A 17849-nucleotide genomic window follows, 5' to 3' on the forward strand; every position below is an offset into this window, starting at 1 on the left:
GAAGCTTTATATTATGAACGAACCGGCGTTTTGGCTGGCTCGTCTTGTAAGACAAGCGCAATATTCTCTGCACATAAACGCATCATCGTTTTTCTCGTTTCGACACTAGCACTTCCAATATGAGGGAGGACTGTGACGTTAGGTAATGTCGTTAATGGATGAGATGGACTGACAGGCTCTTGTCTAAATACATCTAGACCTGCGCCGGCAATTTTTCCTGTCGTGACAGCCTCGTATAAAGCATCCTCATCCACCGTCTGTCCTCTTGATACGTTGATGAAATAAGCAGAGTTCTTCATCAGATCAAATGCTTGTTCATTAAACATGTCTTTCGTTTCCGGGGTTAACGGCGTCAGACAGACGATGAAATCAGACTGTTTGAGCAGTTCCTCAAAATCCGCATATGTCACACCAAGCTGCGCTTCTGCCTCGGGTTTTCTGGAACGATTATGATAAAGGACATTCATATTAAAGCCTTTGGCCCGCTTGGCTAGTGCTGTTCCAATGCTGCCCATTCCGACAATCCCGAGCGTTTTGTGATGAACATCCGCACCGGCAAGAAGAAGCGGCCCCCAGCCTGTCCAGTTTCCACCCTTAATCCAATCACTCGCCTCAACAATGCGTCTAGCTGACGCCATCAGAAGGGCAAAGGCTAAATCAGCCGTCGATTCTGTTAATACGTCTGGTGTATGACATACAGTGATTCCGCGCTTTTTGGCTGCTTCAACATCAATGTTGTCATAGCCAACAGCAAGGTTTGCGACCACCTTGATATTCGGAGTCTTTGATAAGAGAGGCTCATCTATTTGATCTGACAGCATGGTGAGAAGCGCATCCGCTTTAGCTGCTTGTGTTTCTAGCTCTTCTCTTGGACACGGCTCATCCTCGCTCGGCCACATCTCAACATGAGCGACTTCTTTTAATGGTGTAAGTGATGCTTCATCAAGCTTTCTTGTGATATAGACATAAGGTTTCGTCAAGAAGAACACTCCTTTAATCGATTTCTTTAAGCATAACGAAAAACGCCTCAAGAGAAAAGAGACGTTTCGTCTGTTCACTGAAACTTCAAATCAGCTGCAGGCTGAATCCAGCCAATAGCCGGAATGGGGCTCCCACCGCTTCGCATGGCGCTCATTTCTTGAAAAACCTTTAGAAAGTATTCATAGCGATTGGCATCATTTAAAACGTAATCTAACCGCTCTTCATAATATGCTTTTTCATTTTCTCCCGACATGTAGTAGCCTTCCACAATTTCAAAATAATGAAGCGGGAACAGCAGACGGCTGTATAACAAACGCTTTGAAAAGGAGGAAAGAGGTGTCACCTGTTCATATTGCTGAAGAAAGGAAAAGCCTTCTTCCACTAAATCTTCCTTATGCTGGACAAAGGTTTCTCTTAAATATTCTGCAATATCACGGGTTGGATGATCAAAGACCCAATCCACAGGTATACGAATCGGCTGCTCATGCGGCCATGTCATACGTGAAAAGCGCTGGTGACAGACAGTGCCTGAGTCACCTTCTTTCGGTTCATCATCAAGCTCAGTATCGACTAAATATTGAATGGCATTCTCCGTTAATCCAAGATAATACGGAAACGATTCAATGAATTTTTGTTCAAACCGTTCCAGCGGTTTTTGATGCATTTGCTGCATCCAAAAGCCTTCAAGCTGATCTAATCGTTTTGCCCACAATTCCTTCCAGGCACCGACACGTTTTGTTTCGGATACTTCATATGGAAAGCCTCTTCCCCTGACATGAAAGGCCGCCAGCTCTGACGCTTGCTGAAACGAGCGGCTTGAGATCGGAGGCGCTGCTTTTAATAAAGCGTACTGCTCCTTCCCATGAGTAAAGGTGGGCTTCTCTTCATTTGTTAATTCAAACACAGCAACGTATGGGTCTCCAGCATTCAGTAAATACTGACTGATATGATACATCTCTGCGAGTTCTTCTTCTCGCAAATGAGACACAGGAACAATAAGAAAGAGAGCCTCCGCCGTTTGAAAGCTCTGATAACTGCCGTATGGCATAAACTGACGAACATCAATACCAAATGTGTGATAAATGGTTTCTTTCATGTTTTCACCTGCGTTCCTATGATCAATCTCTTATCATATCGTAGTCGCAGGTTACGGGATTTATGAATACTATTTACTATCCGAAGCTTTTTACACGTTGTGGACAAATTAAGAGGATTGGGTGAGGAATACATGCCGCATCATCATGAGATGAACGAAGTAGAAAAAACAGCAAGACGCCGTTTACAAGAACGAGGCGTAACCATTCAAGATATAGCAGACCTTGTCTACTTTTTACAGGAAAAATATCATCCTGGCTTAGACATGACAGAGTGCATCCACAATGTGGAGCGTGTCATCGCAAAACGTGAAGTCCAAAATGCGATTTTAACGGGCGTCGAACTAGACGTACTCGCCGAGCAAAAGAAGCTGACTGAGCCGCTTCAATCAATACTTGAAACGGACGAAAGCCTGTATGGCGTTGATGAAATTTTATCCTTTGCTATCGTCAATATTTATGGTTCGATCGGCTTTACGAATTACGGATATATCGATAAAGAAAAACCGGGAATTCTCGGAAAACTCAACGATAAATCCACAGGCGAATGCCACACCTTTTTAGATGACATCGTCGGCGCTATTGCTGCTGCCGCATCAAGCAGGCTGGCACATAGTGCGAAAAATGCGGAATAAAGAAAAAGAGGACGCGCGCGTAACGCTTGTCCTCTTTTTTTATGATAATCGCTCAATCCACTCGGATAATGAATCAATGACATAGGTTGGCTGCTTTTCATACTGCTGAAGCAGCTCTTTTGTTGTCACACCTGTATGGACGAGTAATGTGTCCATGCCTGCATTCATTCCTGCCATAATATCCGTATCATAGTTATCCCCCACCATGAGCGTCTCAGACACATCTGTTCCAAGCACACGCATCGCTTGTTCCATAATAATGGATTCTGGCTTTCCGATAAATGTCGGCTGAACTGTTGTCGTCACAGTCAGTACAGATGTTAACGAGCCATTCCCTGGCAAAAGCCCTCTTTCTGTTGGGATGGCAATATCTCCATTTGTTGAAACAAATTGTGCGCCTTGACGGATGGCAATCGCACCTACTGCTAATTTTTCATATGTAATGCCACGGTCAATTCCAACAACAACAAAATCTGCGTCTTCCTGACCAAACGTCAGCCCTTTTTCTTCAATGGCCTGCTTGATTCCTTCTTCACCGATCACGTAAACTGACGCATCTTTCTTTTGCTCAGCAATATAATTGGCCGTCGCCATACTTGTTGTGAAAACTTGTTCTTCTGTGGCTGGAATATCGAATGAAACGAGTTTTTCCGCTACCTGCTTTGGCGTGCGTGATGAGTTATTCGTGACAAACAAGTAAGGGATGTTCAACTCATTTAACTTCTGAACAAATTGACCTGCTTCTTCAATCTTTTCTGTTCCTTTATACATTGTCCCGTCTAAATCAATTAAATAGCCTTTGTATTTCATGATGCTCACAACTCCAATGGTTTATTTAAACGCTGATACTGGGCCAAGCTCCTGCTCCAAGTAGGTACGGATGCGGCTTGGAAAGACCTCTAGCGCTTGCTCTACTTCACTGATGACCTGCAATAAGTCATGATGATCCACTTCCTGATATTGCTGCACAAGTGTTTTGCGGGATGAGACAAGCTTTTTCAGCTGACTGCCTTCACCTTCTGGTACGACCTTTTCATCAACAAGGATATCCATGATGTCATCATAGCTTCCTGGGTCACGCATAATAAAGCCATCAATCATGTCATTTCCAGTATCAAGAATACATTCGACGAGCAAATGAACAATTCGTTCCAGCGCTTTTTTTTCTAAAGGACTTGTCCATGTTTGATGACTTTGCATCAACTCATATTGCTCCTCGAAAAAACGTAATGTCTCTTCAATCTTTTTTCTATCTACGAAATACATTATGACGCTCCCCTTTGCGTTATTTTCTGATTCGTTTTAAGACAAAATAGGCACAGCCAAAATTACAGTATTCATAAATGTATTCATCGAGTGTGCTGATTTTAGTATCAAATGTGGCCTTTTGGTTTTGGTCATCAAAGAACCCTTTCAGCCTGAGCTGATTATAGCCCCAGTCCCCCACAATATAATCATACTTATTTAAAATATCTGAGTACCTTGCTTTAAACGCTTCTTCATTAAAGCCGTCTTTGATATCTCTTACAAGATCAAAGGTAGCATTCTGAATGACGATCATCTTCTCACCTCTTTTTAAACGATCCATCTTTAATGATAATTCATTGGAAGAACTCCATCAATTGCTAAAGCATGTTTTTTCCGATTTAGCCGAAGCTAAAGGAAAAAGGAGGTCACATTTATGAAGAAACAACTGACAGCCGCGATTCTCCTCAGCATGCTTTTAGGCGGGTGCGGCTTTCAATCAGGTATGAACCGGCAAGTGGATGAAGATTCTTCAAGTAAAACCATCCGTCTGTCGGATCGTCATGAAGGAAATAATTCCAACATGCCAGAAGCAGACACAAACAAAGCAGGATATGTTCGTTATCAGCGCCAGCAAGTAACGGATCAGAAAGAAAGAACCCCTGCTTTAAATCGTGAGCATCTTGCCCACGTGATTACAAGTTTAACGGTGCAGCTGCCAAACATCAAAGATGCAGCCACACTTGTGACAGATGAGGATGCACTCATCGTGTATCGAACAGGAAACAAAAACCGTGATGAATCTGCCGATCAAGTAAAGAAAACGGCGGTTTCTGTTCTCCCTCGTTATTATCATGTATACGTCTCTGATAATCCAGAGCACTTTCAATCCATTGCCAATTTTTCACGTCTTCAAACCAATTCACGTGATTTTGACCAGATTTTAACCAAAACAATTCAGCAAATGAAGTACTCCCCTCAAGGTGGAGATATTTCAACGAAAGAAGATGCAAATGGGATGACGAATTCCGACCGTACGATGAGAAGAAACGCCCCTTATGGCCAAAATTAATATGAGAAAAAACGCCAGAGAGCTCTGGCGTTTTCTTTGTTATGCTTGCGCCTGACGCTTTTTAGACGCTTCGTTTACTTGTTCATCTGCATGGTAGGAAGAGCGCACAAGCGGCCCAGCTTCACAGTGGCTAAAGCCTTTTGACATCGCAATTTCCTTCAGCTCTGCAAACTCATCCGGATGATAGTATTTTTGAACTTTCAAATGCTTTTTCGAAGGCTGTAAGTACTGACCAATCGCCATAATATCCACGTTATTGGCAAGAAGATCATCCATGACTTCAATGATTTCTTCCTTCGTTTCACCGAGTCCAATCATAATGCTTGATTTTGTTGGAATGTCAGGCTGCATTTCTTTTGCACGACGCAAGAATTCTAATGAACGATCGTATGTAGCACGCGCACGAACTCTTGGCGTTAATCTGCGCACTGTTTCAATGTTGTGATTTAAAATGTCAGGACGAGTGTCCATTAACGTCTTCAAGTTATCATAATTACCGCCCATGTCTGAAGGGAGAACTTCAATTGTGGTAAATGGGCTTTTTCTTCTAATCGCACGAACGGTTTCAGCGAACACACCTGCTCCGCCATCCTTTTGATCATCCCTTGCAACCGCTGTTATGACAGCATGCTTTAAGTTCATTAAGGCTACTGAATCTGCCACGCGTTCTGGCTCTTGCAGGTCAAGCTCAGTTGGAAGTCCAGTTTTCACCGCACAGAAACGGCATGCGCGCGTACAAACAGATCCAAGGATCATAAATGTAGCGGTTCTTCTCACTGCCCAGCATTCATGAATATTCGGACATTTTGCTTCCTCACAAACGGTATGCAGGTTGTTTTCCCGCATCATTTTCTTCAAACCGGTATAGTTTTCATTCGTATTCAGCTTAATTTTAAGCCAGTCCGGTTTTCTTACGTGCTCTTCCTTCTTTGCCAATTCCATCATCTCCATATGAATTCGTTAAAGGTGCATCTACAAAAATCTTCCTGCTATATACGATGGATGCAGCCAAGAAGCTGCAAAAAATTGAATCTTCGGCCTAAAGCCTTTTCTTTAGACACTTTAACATAGTACAGATTGAACAACAAGGGAATGAGCTGCAAAAATACCCAAAAGCCTCCTAAAAAAACAGAAGAAAATTACTAACATTTTCTTCTTATGAAATAGAGTGATCTAACCACACTAAACGGTAGAAGACGATGCTCGATGAAAGGAGATGGACGTTTGTGAAAGTGGTTTTAGCCATTATGATTGGTCTTTCAATGCTCCCTTTACCTGTTCATGCAGAAGGGACCGGCAAACAGCCAGATGAATTGAAGCAAAGAATGGCCCTATATGAAAAAGTCTCCATCACAACACAGGTTCCATGGTATGTACTTGCTGCAGTTGATCAGTATGAACACAATATTCGAAAAAGCAGAAGAGATTTACCGAAACAAAAAGGCGTCATTGGCATCTACATTCCCCGGGAAATGTGGATTGGACCAGAAAACCCGAATAAACAGGATACCTCTCCTTTAAGCATTAAAGTGTTTGACGGAATTGGTCTTGATGGGAATGGGGATGGCAAAGCAAGCAGCGATGACGATGAGGATGTATTATTCACGTTTGCTCAATACTTGCTTCACTACGGCAGCAGCATTGATCAATTAAAAATTGGCTTATGGGACTATTATGGACGTGATCAAACCGTTGGAATCATTTCATCTTTTATGAAGCTATATAAGCACTACGGCCATCTTGATCTTGGAAAGCATGCTTTTCCTCTACCAGTTGGAGCTGACTACAGCTACCGAAGTACATGGGGAGATGCGAGAGGATTTGGAGGAAGAAGAATTCATGAGGGAACCGATTTATTTGCCCATTATGGACTTCCCGTTCGTGCGACATCGTATGGCGTGATTGAAATGAAAGGCTGGAACCGTTTTGGCGGCTGGCGGATAGGCATTCGAGACATTCATAATCATTATCATTACTTCGCTCACTTAAATGGCTTTGCGAAAGGACTTAAGACAGGTCAAATAGTTGAACCAGGTCAGGTGATTGGATCTGTCGGAAGCTCCGGTTACGGCCCTCCAGGCACCGCAGGAAAATTTCCGCCGCATCTTCACTATGGCATGTACAAAGACAACGGCAGAACGGAATGGTCATTTGACCCATACCCTCATTTGAGGGCGTGGGAAAGAGCTGAACGGAAACGAAAATAAATAAAAGGAGAAGTTTAGCGTTTTCGCACTCTTCTCCTTTTTTCATTGATAAAACTTTCCTTCAAAATTTTATCCTTTTGACCACTATTCTGACAAGGGCTACAAGCAAATGATACTGAATCCGTTCAGCATTTTATACACTAATAATTCTCTATATATTATAGTTATAAACCACTCATTTTTTAACATAATGCTATCCAAAAGCTACTCTGTATCTTAAACTCTCAAATGTCTGGAGGAACGTTCAATATCCTTCATTCTTTTAAATTCTTGCTCCGTAATCTTATTTCTACTGCTGTTGAATAGATTTTGCATCTCACTCTTGAATGAGCTATATCGTGAATCCTCGTAATTATACTCTTCTTCATTCTTAAATAAGAAACTTTGATACTTTCTCATAAAATCACTTAACTTCAATTCAACATATATTCCTCTTAAATCGGAATAAAGAAAAATCCTATCTCGGTCTATATCAATTTCTCTAATATTAAAATTATACCCTTTAAGGAGTTCGTTAAATGAAGCTATAGCAATATTATAAGAGCGACTATCATATAGTGAACATAAATTTAAAAACTTCGAAAAAGAAATATGTTCTGTTAATTCCGGCTCAAAAATCAACCAACCAAATTCCATAATAAATCCAGAAAACTTACTAAAAAACCTAAATCTTCTTTGTGAGTTAATAATGATCTTAAAGCCTTTTCTTTTAATATCATAACTCTCTATTGAAATCCCATAACTTTCTAAACCTTTATTAAAATCTTTAATTAAGCATTTTATAAAATTTTTTTCCGTGATACGATGTGCCGTTCTCCATTTGATAAATCCATTATCCTCCTGTAACATACTAAGAGCCTTATCTTTTCTTGATGACTTTAATTCTCGTATAATTTTATCTGTTACAACATAAGGCTTATTCTCATGCTCCTTAACATAATCATTGATTTCAATGATTAGCCCCTCTCTCTCATCTAAGGCTTTCATAATTTCATTTCTATAGTACCTGTATTTTTTTCCTTCAATAATTTTTTCATAAAGATGCTTGGCCTCAAGCCCAATACTCTTAAATTTATTCTCAAGTTTATAAGGCAACATAATGGGGAGGTTTGTAACAAATTCGTTCCACTTATGTAGTGTATTCTCTATACCTGGTAAATCATTGTTTAGTTTATATTTAAGCTGTATTTTTTTTTGCTTCTCTTTCAACAATTCACCGTTATTCTTCATCCATTCCCCTAGTTCACCAAATTGCTTGACACATTCACTTCCAACGTTAAGCTTATTTTCATTCAATTTATTGGTAATATAATAAATGTACTTATTTTTCGTGCCACAAAGGCTACATTTCATTCTATTATTCCCTTCAAGAACTCTTACATATATATCATGAGAGGGCTTCCATTCATTATTCGATGCATTCAAAACATTTGGAAGAATATCTTTGAAAAAATTTTGTTTTTCTGTATCTAAATTAACCAAATCTTCTTGCATAAGCTTTTCTTTTGTCTTTAATAATTCATAAAACCATGGGTAATCTTTTGTTATCTCACTATAGAACAATTTGTTGCGATCTTTTTTAGACAAAATATTTTTTTGTTTGCTCAATTTAATCCCACCCAAGTATTGAATTTTAAATATGATTTTCATTACCCGCATTTATTCTAATCTATTATAAATTAAAGTATACTTGATTTAGAAATAAATAGGAGGACTTTATGAGATTTTCCAACAAATTTACAGGAATATTGACCTTTCAAGAAGAAATCGCACAATTAAAACAAGAATTAGAAATAATTTTAAATGTGAACACCAAATTAATACAAGAAAGAAACCAGTATAGAATTCAAATCCATAAATTTTTAGATCGAATTTTTCTCCTACCTAAAATTAGATCAGGTAAATGCAATCCGTTATAATATAAATAAACACCTTAGAATGCAGTTGAATTTATTTGTTCACAAAATAAGGGTAGGAGCTATGTTTAAAAAGTTGAGACGTTTTTTAATTTATTCATCAAAATAAGAAATAGAGCAGCCTATTCACTTAATGAACTAGCTAAACTTTACTTGTCCTTCCCTCTGATAAAAGAAAATCTCACTACAGAAGAATCCAGTTGAACCCAGAAAAATTACATATTTCAACAATTTAGAATGACCTAATAAATAGATTTGAAAGTTTAAAGAAAACAAAAGAAGAAATGAAGAAACAATTAAATGAGTATCGTGCGGGTAATTTGAATGGACTATACTTAATGACAATTCATAAAAGTAAGGGTTTATCAATTCCTAACGTATTTGTAATAGATCTTCATAATGATGGACTTCCATTTAAACAAGTAAACCTTGATGACTATTTACTACAAGAACAAATTGAAAAAGCTGAGCTGCCTACAACCATCGAAGAAGAAAGACGTTTAATGTACGTGGCAGTAACTAGACCACAACATCCATTGTATGTTACGTTCTCTAAAACAATATAATAACCCCTGTAAACGTTCTATTTTTTTAAAAGAAATCAAAATTCCTATTAAATAATCAGGAGGTGTCCTTATTAACGTTTATTCTCTTGATCCCTATTATAAAATAAATCAAAACGTCATTTTAGAAAGAATTGAATTCTATTTCAAAAAAGGATATTCCATTTTTGAATTTAACGATGTTGAAATAATCAATCTAGTCAAAGAAAATGTTAAGGCAGATCTAGAAGATGTAATTGATGTTACTGGAGAACAATCTCATGACTTCTTTATTACAAAATGGAATTTACAATACTCGTATAAATCTCTTAAATATAAACATCTATTAATGTCCATTTCACTGTTGTTCCACTCTTGGGAACAAGAGTTTATAAAATTAACCAAAAATATAGCTAACCACTTTAACTTAGGTTATTGTGAGAGATATACGAGAAATTGTCAAAATTTCTTTATTAATCAATTAGGTTATGATTTAAATAAAACAGCGCATTATACACACATTGAAGAATTGAGACTCCTTGTTAACGTGATTAAACATGGTGACGGACACTCTGCAAAGAAGCTTAAAGAATTACGACCAGATTATTTTAAAAATGAGTTTGGTGAGGATAGCCTTGCTTTAACTCAGAATGTTTTCACTTCAACGAAAACACTAATTGTTACTGAACAAGACTTTAAAATATATTGGAATGCAATTAAAGAATTTTGGTTTCACTTGCCAACTAAATTTTCACTTTCTTCAAAAAGAGATCCTTTATAATGGATCTCTTTTTTATAAATTGAATATCACTTTAAATAACCCATTGGTTATACGTGTTCGAAATTAATGCAAATTTTGCTTTTGATGATTATCCTCTTCAACGGAATGATCTCCCTAAAGTGCCACGGTAGAACCTGCTTTCTAATCCAAAATTAGCGTAAAATGCCACTATTTAAAAAAAGTAAAGCACTTTAACAATTAAAATTTATCATGACATACCCTCCATCTGGAAATTAAGTGGTGATTAAGTATTTTATTAACATCCTCGAACAACGATGATTACAGCGCATAAAAAAACAGCCCAATCATTGTTGGGCTGTTATTCCTTTTTCTCCTTTTTCTCTGGGAGAACAATTGGTGGAGCACCTGAGTTTGTTCCGCTGCCATTATAATAATCTGGTACGTCTCCTTGAACGGCTTGTATGGAGACAGGAACAGAGTTTTTGACTACGATTGTTTCAGAGGCAAATGGGATAATGACTCTTACCTTGACCTCGATCAGAACACTAATATCAATCAAGGCATTGTTGATGCCATAAGGCTTAATGTTTTTCTCAACGTCCGTATGCGGATCACCAATCACACTAAAGCGTACAGGTACTTTGGGTCCGAGGTTGGCGATGAGTGCATTTCCGGATGCCTGACCGAGCGGAATGTTATATATAATGCCGTCATGTCCATCTGCTTGATCCTTTAACGCTTCTTTTGCCTCTTTTTGAAAGTTCCCCTTTTCAATGTCCTCTAAATTTTTCTGAAGATGACGTGATAGGTCAGCCATGGCTTTCGATGTTGCTTGCGCATTAAAATCGATGGTCGTCACTTTTCCGTTCTCACTTGTATTCATGACCACCATATCCTTCATATTCTCCTGATCGTCTGCAAAGTCTTGCACTGAATATTGTATGAGGTGATTGGCGATGCGCTCTGTTTCTAGTTCAGCAATGTGAATAAGGGTTGGTTTAATGGATCGGTTGATAAAAAACAAACTAATCACGGTTGAGAGCACAAAGAATACGATGGCAAGCAGCATGACGTAACGAAATGGCAAAGGGCCCTTTTTGTAGGGGCGATAACGGCGGTTCATTCTCAATAAAAAATCCCCCCTTCTCCATTACATGTGTATGCAGACAGGCGGGGGGATAGGAATCATCTCTCTATTTTATTTCACCATTTTTAATAATGCATCTCTTCCAATTGTTCCAGCTGAGATGCCTAGCGCTTCTGCGGCGTATGTCACAGATTCTAAAGGAGCATCGAGCAATTGCTCAATGGTTCTTACACCAACTGCTCTTCCTGCAATAATTCCTCTATCTGCAAGCTTTTCATTCAAGAGCCCGACATCAAGTGCACCGCACATGATATACCCGTGTTCATTTGTTACTGCCATGAAATTTGTCTTCGGCAGCTTGACGGTGACCGCTGTAAAGGAATGGCCATCAATTGTAATAGGTGTTAAATTCACCAAATCCCTTCACTCCTCTCATCACAATCTATGTGAAAAGAGGGCGCGTGTTGTTAGGCTGAAGCGGATTTCATGTGGCTTCCTTCAAGCGCCATGTCAGAACATCACGTAAAAATTCAGGCATGAAATATTCAATGTGTTCGTGATCACGGATATGCGGAAAAAGAGAGCCTAATGTATACATATCGACTGTGCCAACTGTATAGGAGGCGTCTTTTTTGATCAATTGACCATGTACAAAGACATCCTTCACCCGTTTGGCCTCGCCTTCTTCTAACGTATAGCTGAGTCCGCTATATAGCATTTTCCCCATCAGCTCACCTCTAAAGCCGAAGCCTTTAATGCGCAGCTGTTCCATTTTTTCTTCACAGCCCCGCCGAACCGTTTCGATGAGCTGTTGACCGGTAAGCGTCACCCGAATGGGATTAATAGGATGCGGACATATCCGGTGGATTTCTTCTCTTGTGACGATCCCTGCCTCTAATGAATCAAGCACCATACCTGCATTCATCATGCCAATATCTGCCTCGCACCAATCTTTAATGGCATCTGTTAAGAGCTGCGGAAGCGGAGATTCGTCGAACCACTTCGTTTCTAGCTTCGACTCAATTGTTGTGACTTTTTCCTGCATGAGTGCTTTCGCTCTTCTTTCTGCCTGCTGTAAGGTGGTGATGGCTTCATCTGATTCACTGATGAGCTGATCCACTGACTGCACTGTCGCCTTTTTCTCTATCAGCTCTTTGCGCGCTGTATCGATTGTCAGCTCGACGCAGCCAATATAATGCCCATACTTTTCAGCGCATGCAAGAAGCACCCCATTGTCCATTTCACCCTGTTCTAACAGATGATGCGTGTGCGAGCCTAGGATGATGTCGATTTCAGGGAAGTCACGGGCGACCTCTCGATCGTGGATAATACCGAGATGGGATAAGAGCACAATGACATCTGCCTGTCCCTTCACTTCCTGCAACATGTCCCGTATGCTGTCAAACGGATCAGTAATGTTCCAGCCCAGCTTTTCATAAACAGGTGTATACGCAATGGTCACGCCTAAGAGACATATTCTCAGTCCGTTTTCCAATGTGATCATATGATAGGGCTTTGCCCATAATGGCCTTTTGCCTTTCTCAAATAGATTAGACAGGACCACAGGAAATTGTGCATTCTCATACAAGTGATCAAGCTGATCATGAGGCAATGTAATACCTTCATTATTCCCGATCGTAACTCCATCATAGCCAAGCTGATTGAGGAGCTTGACGTTTACCTTTCCATAATCAGCTTCAGATACGAGGTTCACTCGATCCATATGGTCGCCAATATCAAACAAGAGCATCTGATCGTGAACTTGACGCTTTTCTTCAATATAAGCTGCAATTTTTGGCCAGTTCTCAAAGTGGCTGTGCAAGTCGTTTGTATGATATAACCATAGCTTCTGCAGCATGTTGATCTCTCCCTCAAGTTGTCACTGACCGTCTCATTCAGGTTGAAAGCTTCAGTCAGCTCTCGGTTAACTAAATAAATCTAACTGCTTCGGAGACAGGCTTGAATACGTGATATCCAGCAAATCAATCATCTGCTGTCCATTTGCTGCTGCATCTCCGCCGGAGTTATTATTAAACACGACATAGACATCTTTCGATTGCTGATGCAGGATGTCGAGATTCTTTTTCCACTCTTGTAATTCTGCTTCATTATATAAATATAAGTATCTCACTTCACGCCAATTCTCATGGTCTGCCGGGTGAAGCCAGCCCTGTTTATTCCTCCCGTGAAATCGGACCAATGTTTTATCACGGTGTGTAGCTTGTATGACTGGCGGAATGGAGCCTTCTCCGACTTGCGGTTCATCACAGACGGAATGAATCCATCCTTCCTTTTCCATAAAGGACAAAGTCTGCTCATAAAATTCCTCTGAAAACCATGTACGGTTTCGGAATTCGAGAGCACAAGGAATATCACCCATCTTCTCCTTACACCATCTTAAATAGTGGACGTGCTCTTTTTTGCAATCAAACCAAGGTGGAAATTGAAAGAGCACCATGGCCAGTTTCCCTTCACGAATGAGCGGAGTCAGCGAAAGAATAAATGCATCAAACATGTCCTCCTTCGAAGCAAACGGAATCTCGCCCCTTTGATGTCCAGTCATTCCTTGGTATGCTTTTACAACAAATTGAAAGTCATCTGGCGTATCCTTTATCCACTTTTCATGATTACGCTCAGGCTGAACCGCATAAAAGCTGGCATCCAGTTCCACAATCGGAAACGTTGATGCGTAGTGAAACAGCTTTTGCGCGCTGCCGATTTTCGGCGGATAAAGACTGTCATGATCTCCCCAGCCAGTTAATCCGATATAAATCATGTTTCTCACCTCTTGCCACTCTCATGTATAGACGGCTTCCTCACATCAAAGCCTTTGTTCCTTGTGATACCCATATTTCTGAAAGAAATTCTTCTGTCTACAACATATCATATTTGCTCGTAATTCTGAATGAAGATGACTGGCGGCACGTGATTTTATCCCGACGCTCTGTTTGTTTGTCATATTAATTAACAACTTTCTATCTAAAATGATTTTAGCTGATAACATAAAATGCATATCAGAGATGTTGACAGCAATTGTCCATTTTTTTATTCATCTTCACCAATAAAGGAGATTGAGTGGATATGAACATAGACGATAACCAGTTTGACATATTACAAAAAATCGCCAGAAATATTCATAAGCCTGTCTATTTGTTAAACCAGTATGGACGTATACTGTATACCTCGCACTCCATGATGACGAGCCCAGAATGGATGCACATTCTCCCCTTTTTTCGAACCAGGACAACTCATTCTTTTTCGATGATACATGCTAAACAAACCTTTTCCATCTTCCCGATTGATTTAAACGAACAAACATGTGATTACCTCGTCATCCTTTCTTTCATTCACCCGCAGAATAAAGCATTGCATGGGATGATTGCAAAAGCAGTGAACGAAATGTCGATTGCTCGTATGAGACAATATGCCGCCCTGCAAACGGCCAAGCGAGCTAGAAATGAGGGTTTTCGCAGATGGATAGAGAGGGCATCGTTTTCCCAGCAAGATCATTTACATTTCGCTCAATCGTTTGGATTAAGCGCCGAATGCCGCTATCTATGTATGATCTGTCAGCTTGACCAGCGTAGTGATACCACATGTTTTATGAAGCAGCAAATGGTTTTAGATCATGTGATTGATCTGCTCGAAAGCGCACTTCTAAACTGCCCATTTCCTGCCTTTCTGTTTGTCAAAGGTGATATGGGTGTTGTATTGATGGAGGAGACTGGCAGTTGGCCGGAGGTTAGCGGCAGTCTCATCTCTTTTTTAAAACAATTGCAGAAGCTTGTTAAACTGCAAGTGAATCACACCATTTCTTTTGGGGTGAGTTTGACCGCCTGCCTAATCCCCCATCTGTCTGAGGGCTACAATGAAGCAATAGAGGCTCTTCAAACCGGACATCTCTCATCGCGGACTGAATATATTCAATTTTATCAGGCGAAGGATGTACCAGATTTACTAAGGCTCATTCCAAGAAAGGATATGATCACGTTTCACCAGCTGCACCTACACCCGTTATCTGAACCATCACAAGTCGATCAAAGTCTTCTTCACACCTTGTCTGTCTATTTAGAAACCCATTGCCACATTTCAGAAACAGCCAAACGATTGTCTATTCATCGCAACACGGTCATTTATCGCCTTGAGAAGTGTGAAGAATTGCTTCGAATCAGCTTAAAAGATCCTGACGCAACATTGCGGCTGCGCTTAGCCTTCCGTATTCAAAGGTTTCTCTCATCCCATCCTGATTGAATTTTTTCTTCCGAAGCTTCATATAGTTTGGAAGAGAAAAATGAGTCTCGAGGAGGGATGACAAATGGATGATGAGCTCCGTCACATCCCGCAGCCCATTCGAAAGGATGGCGCGGGTGCTACCGACTTAGGCCCGCGTGATGTCCTTCGAGATATAGAGAACCCAGATATGCTCGTTCCCCCTAAAACCGATGCCGGAACAATCCCTAATTTAAAATTTTCATTTTCTGATACACACATGCATTTGAATCACGGCGGCTGGTCGAGGGAAATTACGAAGCGGGAGCTGCCTGTTTCAACAACGATTGCAGGTGTCAACATGCGGCTCACACGTGGAGGTGTTCGTGAGCTTCATTGGCATAAACAGGCGGAATGGGCGTATATGATTTTAGGCAAAGCCCGCATCACATCTGTAGATGCAGAAGGGCGAAATATGATCGCTGATATAGAAGAAGGCGATTTGTGGTATTTTCCACCTGGTATCCCGCACTCCATCCAAGGACTTGAGGATGGATGTGAGTTCCTTCTTGTATTTGATGATGGCGATTTTTCTGAATTTGATACATTCACGATCACAGACTGGTTTGCCCATACACCAAAAGAGATTCTATCCGCCAATTTTGGTGTTCCTAAGAAATTGTTTGACCATATTCCGAATAAGCAGCGCTATATGTTTCAAGGCTCACCGCCGGCATCCTTAGAAAGCCAAATGGTATCTGATCCATACGGGAGCATTAAGCCGCCATTTACACACCAGCTTCTTCGGCAAAAGCCGCTAACGACCTCAGGCGGAACCGTTCGAATTGTCGATTCACAAAATTTCCCGATTTCAAAAACAATTGCGGCTGCACTTGTCGAAGTAAAACCTGGCGGCATGAGAGAAATGCACTGGCATCCTAATAATGATGAGTGGCAATACTATTTAACCGGTACGGCCAAAATGACGGTCTTTGGAGCAGGAGGTACTGCCCGCACCTTTAATTACAGAGCAGGTGATGTTGGATATGTTCCTTTTGGTATGGGGCATTACATCCAAAATATCGGCCAAACGAGCCTTTGGTTTTTAGAAATTTTTAAAAGTGACCGGTTTGCAGATATTTCGTTGAATCAGTGGATGGCCTTAACCCCGCCTCAATTAGTGAAAGAGCATTTACACGTAGATGATGCAATGATTCGTGCGCTTCATAAAGAAAAATCACCTGTCGTGAAATATGAGAGATGATGCGATTTTATTGATAAAAAACCGATCATTTTTAGATGATCGGTTTTATCATGGTTAACTCTTATCGATACCAAGCTTTTGCTAAATTGTTTTTAAAGTTACTGTCCTTGAATGGTACGTTGGCACTACCAAAGTCTGTTGTATTCAATGCATGTCTTGCTGCCGGCGTTAGATCATCCCAGCCAATTAAAGGCTGCATCCCTTTACCGCTCACATTGCCGCTTACATCCAGCTCGTGGTTCAATGGCCAATTGCTATCATAACCAACCAAAGGATTTGTTCCTAAAATACTTGCCGCACTCGGTGCTGCTTTCTTATATTGCCCATGACCTGAGTAAGCAATCGATTGAACACGCGGGCTCGCTACAGCCGGGTTGTCAATCCAAACGACAATGGATTCCCAGTCATGACGATGACCAAAGCCCGGTGAAGGATTATCTTTTGGGAAATACCAAGCATACATAATTGCCCAGCTGCCATTGTACCAATCTGAACGTGAATATACTTGACCGATATTACTGCTGCATCCACCATTATGTGAACCGCTCGTTTTTAACCCTCTGCTTGTGTTTCCAGCAGCATCTACAGCTGGGAATGGTACACATCCATGCCATACTTTCAAATAAGGCTGAAATTTTTTCGCCGCTTTTTGTGTAACAGTTGTTGGATTGACTTCTCTAAAACCAACTACCTTGTCATGATCAATTTCTGCCGCATGAACTGCTGATGGCACTGCTGTACTAAACATGGTGACGATAAAAAATATAATAGCAAACATAAACTTCTTCATTTTCTATCCCCTTTTCTCTTGATTATCTCAGTTACCTCATGCTGTCGAGATTGATGTTACCATTG

At 40.5% G+C, this 17849-nt stretch carries 19 protein-coding genes; 7 read left to right on the forward strand and 12 right to left on the reverse strand.

Features of this window, described 5'->3' with window-relative positions; genetic code table 11:
- Positions 1 to 11 precede the first annotated feature (11 nt).
- Both AMR95_RS08715 and yutH read right to left on the reverse strand, forming a co-directional pair.
- Complete coding sequence (locus AMR95_RS08715) at positions 12 to 980, reverse strand: 2-hydroxyacid dehydrogenase (RefSeq protein ID WP_047202459.1); 969 nt, start codon at positions 978 to 980, stop codon at positions 12 to 14.
- 74 nt (positions 981 to 1054) lie between these two features.
- Positions 1055 to 2077, reverse strand: a complete 1023-nt coding sequence (gene yutH / locus AMR95_RS08720; RefSeq protein WP_058838102.1) for a spore coat putative kinase YutH — start codon at positions 2075 to 2077, stop codon at positions 1055 to 1057.
- 132 nt (positions 2078 to 2209) lie between these two features.
- Between yutH and AMR95_RS08725 the strand changes: the two genes are divergently transcribed.
- On the forward strand, positions 2210 to 2710 hold the full coding sequence (locus AMR95_RS08725) for a phosphatidylglycerophosphatase A family protein (protein ID WP_047202457.1): 501 nt from the start codon (positions 2210 to 2212) through the stop codon (positions 2708 to 2710).
- Positions 2711 to 2749: 39 nt separating this feature from the next.
- On the opposite strand, the gene AMR95_RS08730 is transcribed toward AMR95_RS08725, so the two are convergent.
- From AMR95_RS08730 to AMR95_RS08740, 3 genes are read right to left on the reverse strand one after another with little or no spacing between them, the layout of a single operon-like run.
- Positions 2750 to 3523 carry a TIGR01457 family HAD-type hydrolase gene (locus AMR95_RS08730; RefSeq protein WP_099663641.1) on the reverse strand — a complete coding sequence of 258 codons (774 nt, stop codon included), beginning with the start codon at positions 3521 to 3523 and terminating at the stop codon, positions 2750 to 2752.
- 18 nt (positions 3524 to 3541) lie between these two features.
- A complete protein-coding gene (locus AMR95_RS08735) occupies positions 3542 to 3976 on the reverse strand; it encodes a DUF86 domain-containing protein (protein ID WP_039181197.1) in 435 nt (144 codons plus the stop codon).
- A 19-nt stretch (positions 3977 to 3995) separates the two neighbouring features.
- On the reverse strand, positions 3996 to 4271 hold the full coding sequence (locus AMR95_RS08740; RefSeq protein ID WP_039181199.1) for a YutD family protein: 276 nt from the start codon (positions 4269 to 4271) through the stop codon (positions 3996 to 3998).
- 120 nt (positions 4272 to 4391) lie between these two features.
- Here AMR95_RS08740 and AMR95_RS08745 point away from each other — a divergent pair, with 120 nt between their 5' ends.
- Positions 4392 to 5027, forward strand: coding sequence for a YhcN/YlaJ family sporulation lipoprotein (locus AMR95_RS08745; protein ID WP_058838103.1), 636 nt, complete (start codon positions 4392 to 4394; stop codon positions 5025 to 5027).
- Positions 5028 to 5066: 39 nt separating this feature from the next.
- On the opposite strand, the gene lipA is transcribed toward AMR95_RS08745, so the two are convergent.
- Complete coding sequence (gene lipA / locus AMR95_RS08750) at positions 5067 to 5963, reverse strand: lipoyl synthase (protein ID WP_008360456.1); 897 nt, start codon at positions 5961 to 5963, stop codon at positions 5067 to 5069.
- 326 nt (positions 5964 to 6289) lie between these two features.
- On the opposite strand from lipA, the gene AMR95_RS08755 reads away from it, so the two are divergent.
- The gene (locus AMR95_RS08755) at positions 6290 to 7234 is read left to right on the forward strand and encodes a M23 family metallopeptidase (RefSeq protein ID WP_231746879.1); all 945 of its coding nucleotides are present in this window, start codon (positions 6290 to 6292) and stop codon (positions 7232 to 7234) included.
- 216 nt (positions 7235 to 7450) lie between these two features.
- Here the strand turns inward: AMR95_RS08755 and AMR95_RS08760 are convergent, their stop codons facing one another.
- A complete protein-coding gene (locus AMR95_RS08760) occupies positions 7451 to 8842 on the reverse strand; it encodes a hypothetical protein (protein ID WP_058838105.1) in 1392 nt (463 codons plus the stop codon).
- A 592-nt stretch (positions 8843 to 9434) separates the two neighbouring features.
- On the opposite strand from AMR95_RS08760, the gene AMR95_RS08770 reads away from it, so the two are divergent.
- Positions 9435 to 9716: a 3'-5' exonuclease gene (locus tag AMR95_RS08770; RefSeq protein ID WP_058838107.1), complete on the forward strand. Its 282-nt coding sequence runs from the start codon at positions 9435 to 9437 to the stop codon at positions 9714 to 9716.
- 325 nt (positions 9717 to 10041) lie between these two features.
- Positions 10042 to 10473: a hypothetical protein gene (locus AMR95_RS08775; RefSeq protein WP_058838108.1), complete on the forward strand. Its 432-nt coding sequence runs from the start codon at positions 10042 to 10044 to the stop codon at positions 10471 to 10473.
- A 319-nt stretch (positions 10474 to 10792) separates the two neighbouring features.
- On the opposite strand, the gene yunB is transcribed toward AMR95_RS08775, so the two are convergent.
- From yunB to AMR95_RS08795, 4 genes are all read right to left on the reverse strand, one after another.
- A complete protein-coding gene (gene yunB, locus AMR95_RS08780) occupies positions 10793 to 11563 on the reverse strand; it encodes a sporulation protein YunB (RefSeq protein WP_082672222.1) in 771 nt (256 codons plus the stop codon).
- A 69-nt stretch (positions 11564 to 11632) separates the two neighbouring features.
- The gene (locus tag AMR95_RS08785) at positions 11633 to 11938 is read right to left on the reverse strand and encodes a YunC family protein (protein ID WP_024425980.1); all 306 of its coding nucleotides are present in this window, start codon (positions 11936 to 11938) and stop codon (positions 11633 to 11635) included.
- A 67-nt stretch (positions 11939 to 12005) separates the two neighbouring features.
- Entirely contained in the window at positions 12006 to 13379 is a 1374-nt protein-coding gene (locus AMR95_RS08790) for a bifunctional metallophosphatase/5'-nucleotidase (protein WP_058838109.1), read from the reverse strand.
- A 66-nt stretch (positions 13380 to 13445) separates the two neighbouring features.
- A complete protein-coding gene (locus tag AMR95_RS08795) occupies positions 13446 to 14297 on the reverse strand; it encodes a DUF72 domain-containing protein (protein ID WP_058838110.1) in 852 nt (283 codons plus the stop codon).
- Positions 14298 to 14602: 305 nt separating this feature from the next.
- On the opposite strand from AMR95_RS08795, the gene AMR95_RS08800 reads away from it, so the two are divergent.
- Positions 14603 to 15772 (forward strand): PucR family transcriptional regulator, encoded by a 1170-nt coding sequence (locus AMR95_RS08800; RefSeq protein WP_058838111.1) that lies wholly within the window; start codon positions 14603 to 14605, stop codon positions 15770 to 15772.
- Between the two features lie 64 nt (positions 15773 to 15836).
- Positions 15837 to 16994 carry an oxalate decarboxylase family bicupin gene (locus AMR95_RS08805; RefSeq protein WP_058838112.1) on the forward strand — a complete coding sequence of 386 codons (1158 nt, stop codon included), beginning with the start codon at positions 15837 to 15839 and terminating at the stop codon, positions 16992 to 16994.
- A gap of 61 nt (positions 16995 to 17055) precedes the next feature.
- Here the strand turns inward: AMR95_RS08805 and AMR95_RS08810 are convergent, their stop codons facing one another.
- A complete protein-coding gene (locus tag AMR95_RS08810; RefSeq protein ID WP_039181218.1) occupies positions 17056 to 17784 on the reverse strand; it encodes an NPP1 family protein in 729 nt (242 codons plus the stop codon).
- Positions 17785 to 17849 lie beyond the last annotated feature (65 nt).

It is taken from the genome of Bacillus sp. G1(2015b) (assembly GCF_001482475.1).
Classification (GTDB): Bacteria; Bacillota; Bacilli; order Bacillales; family Bacillaceae; genus Bacillus; species Bacillus safensis.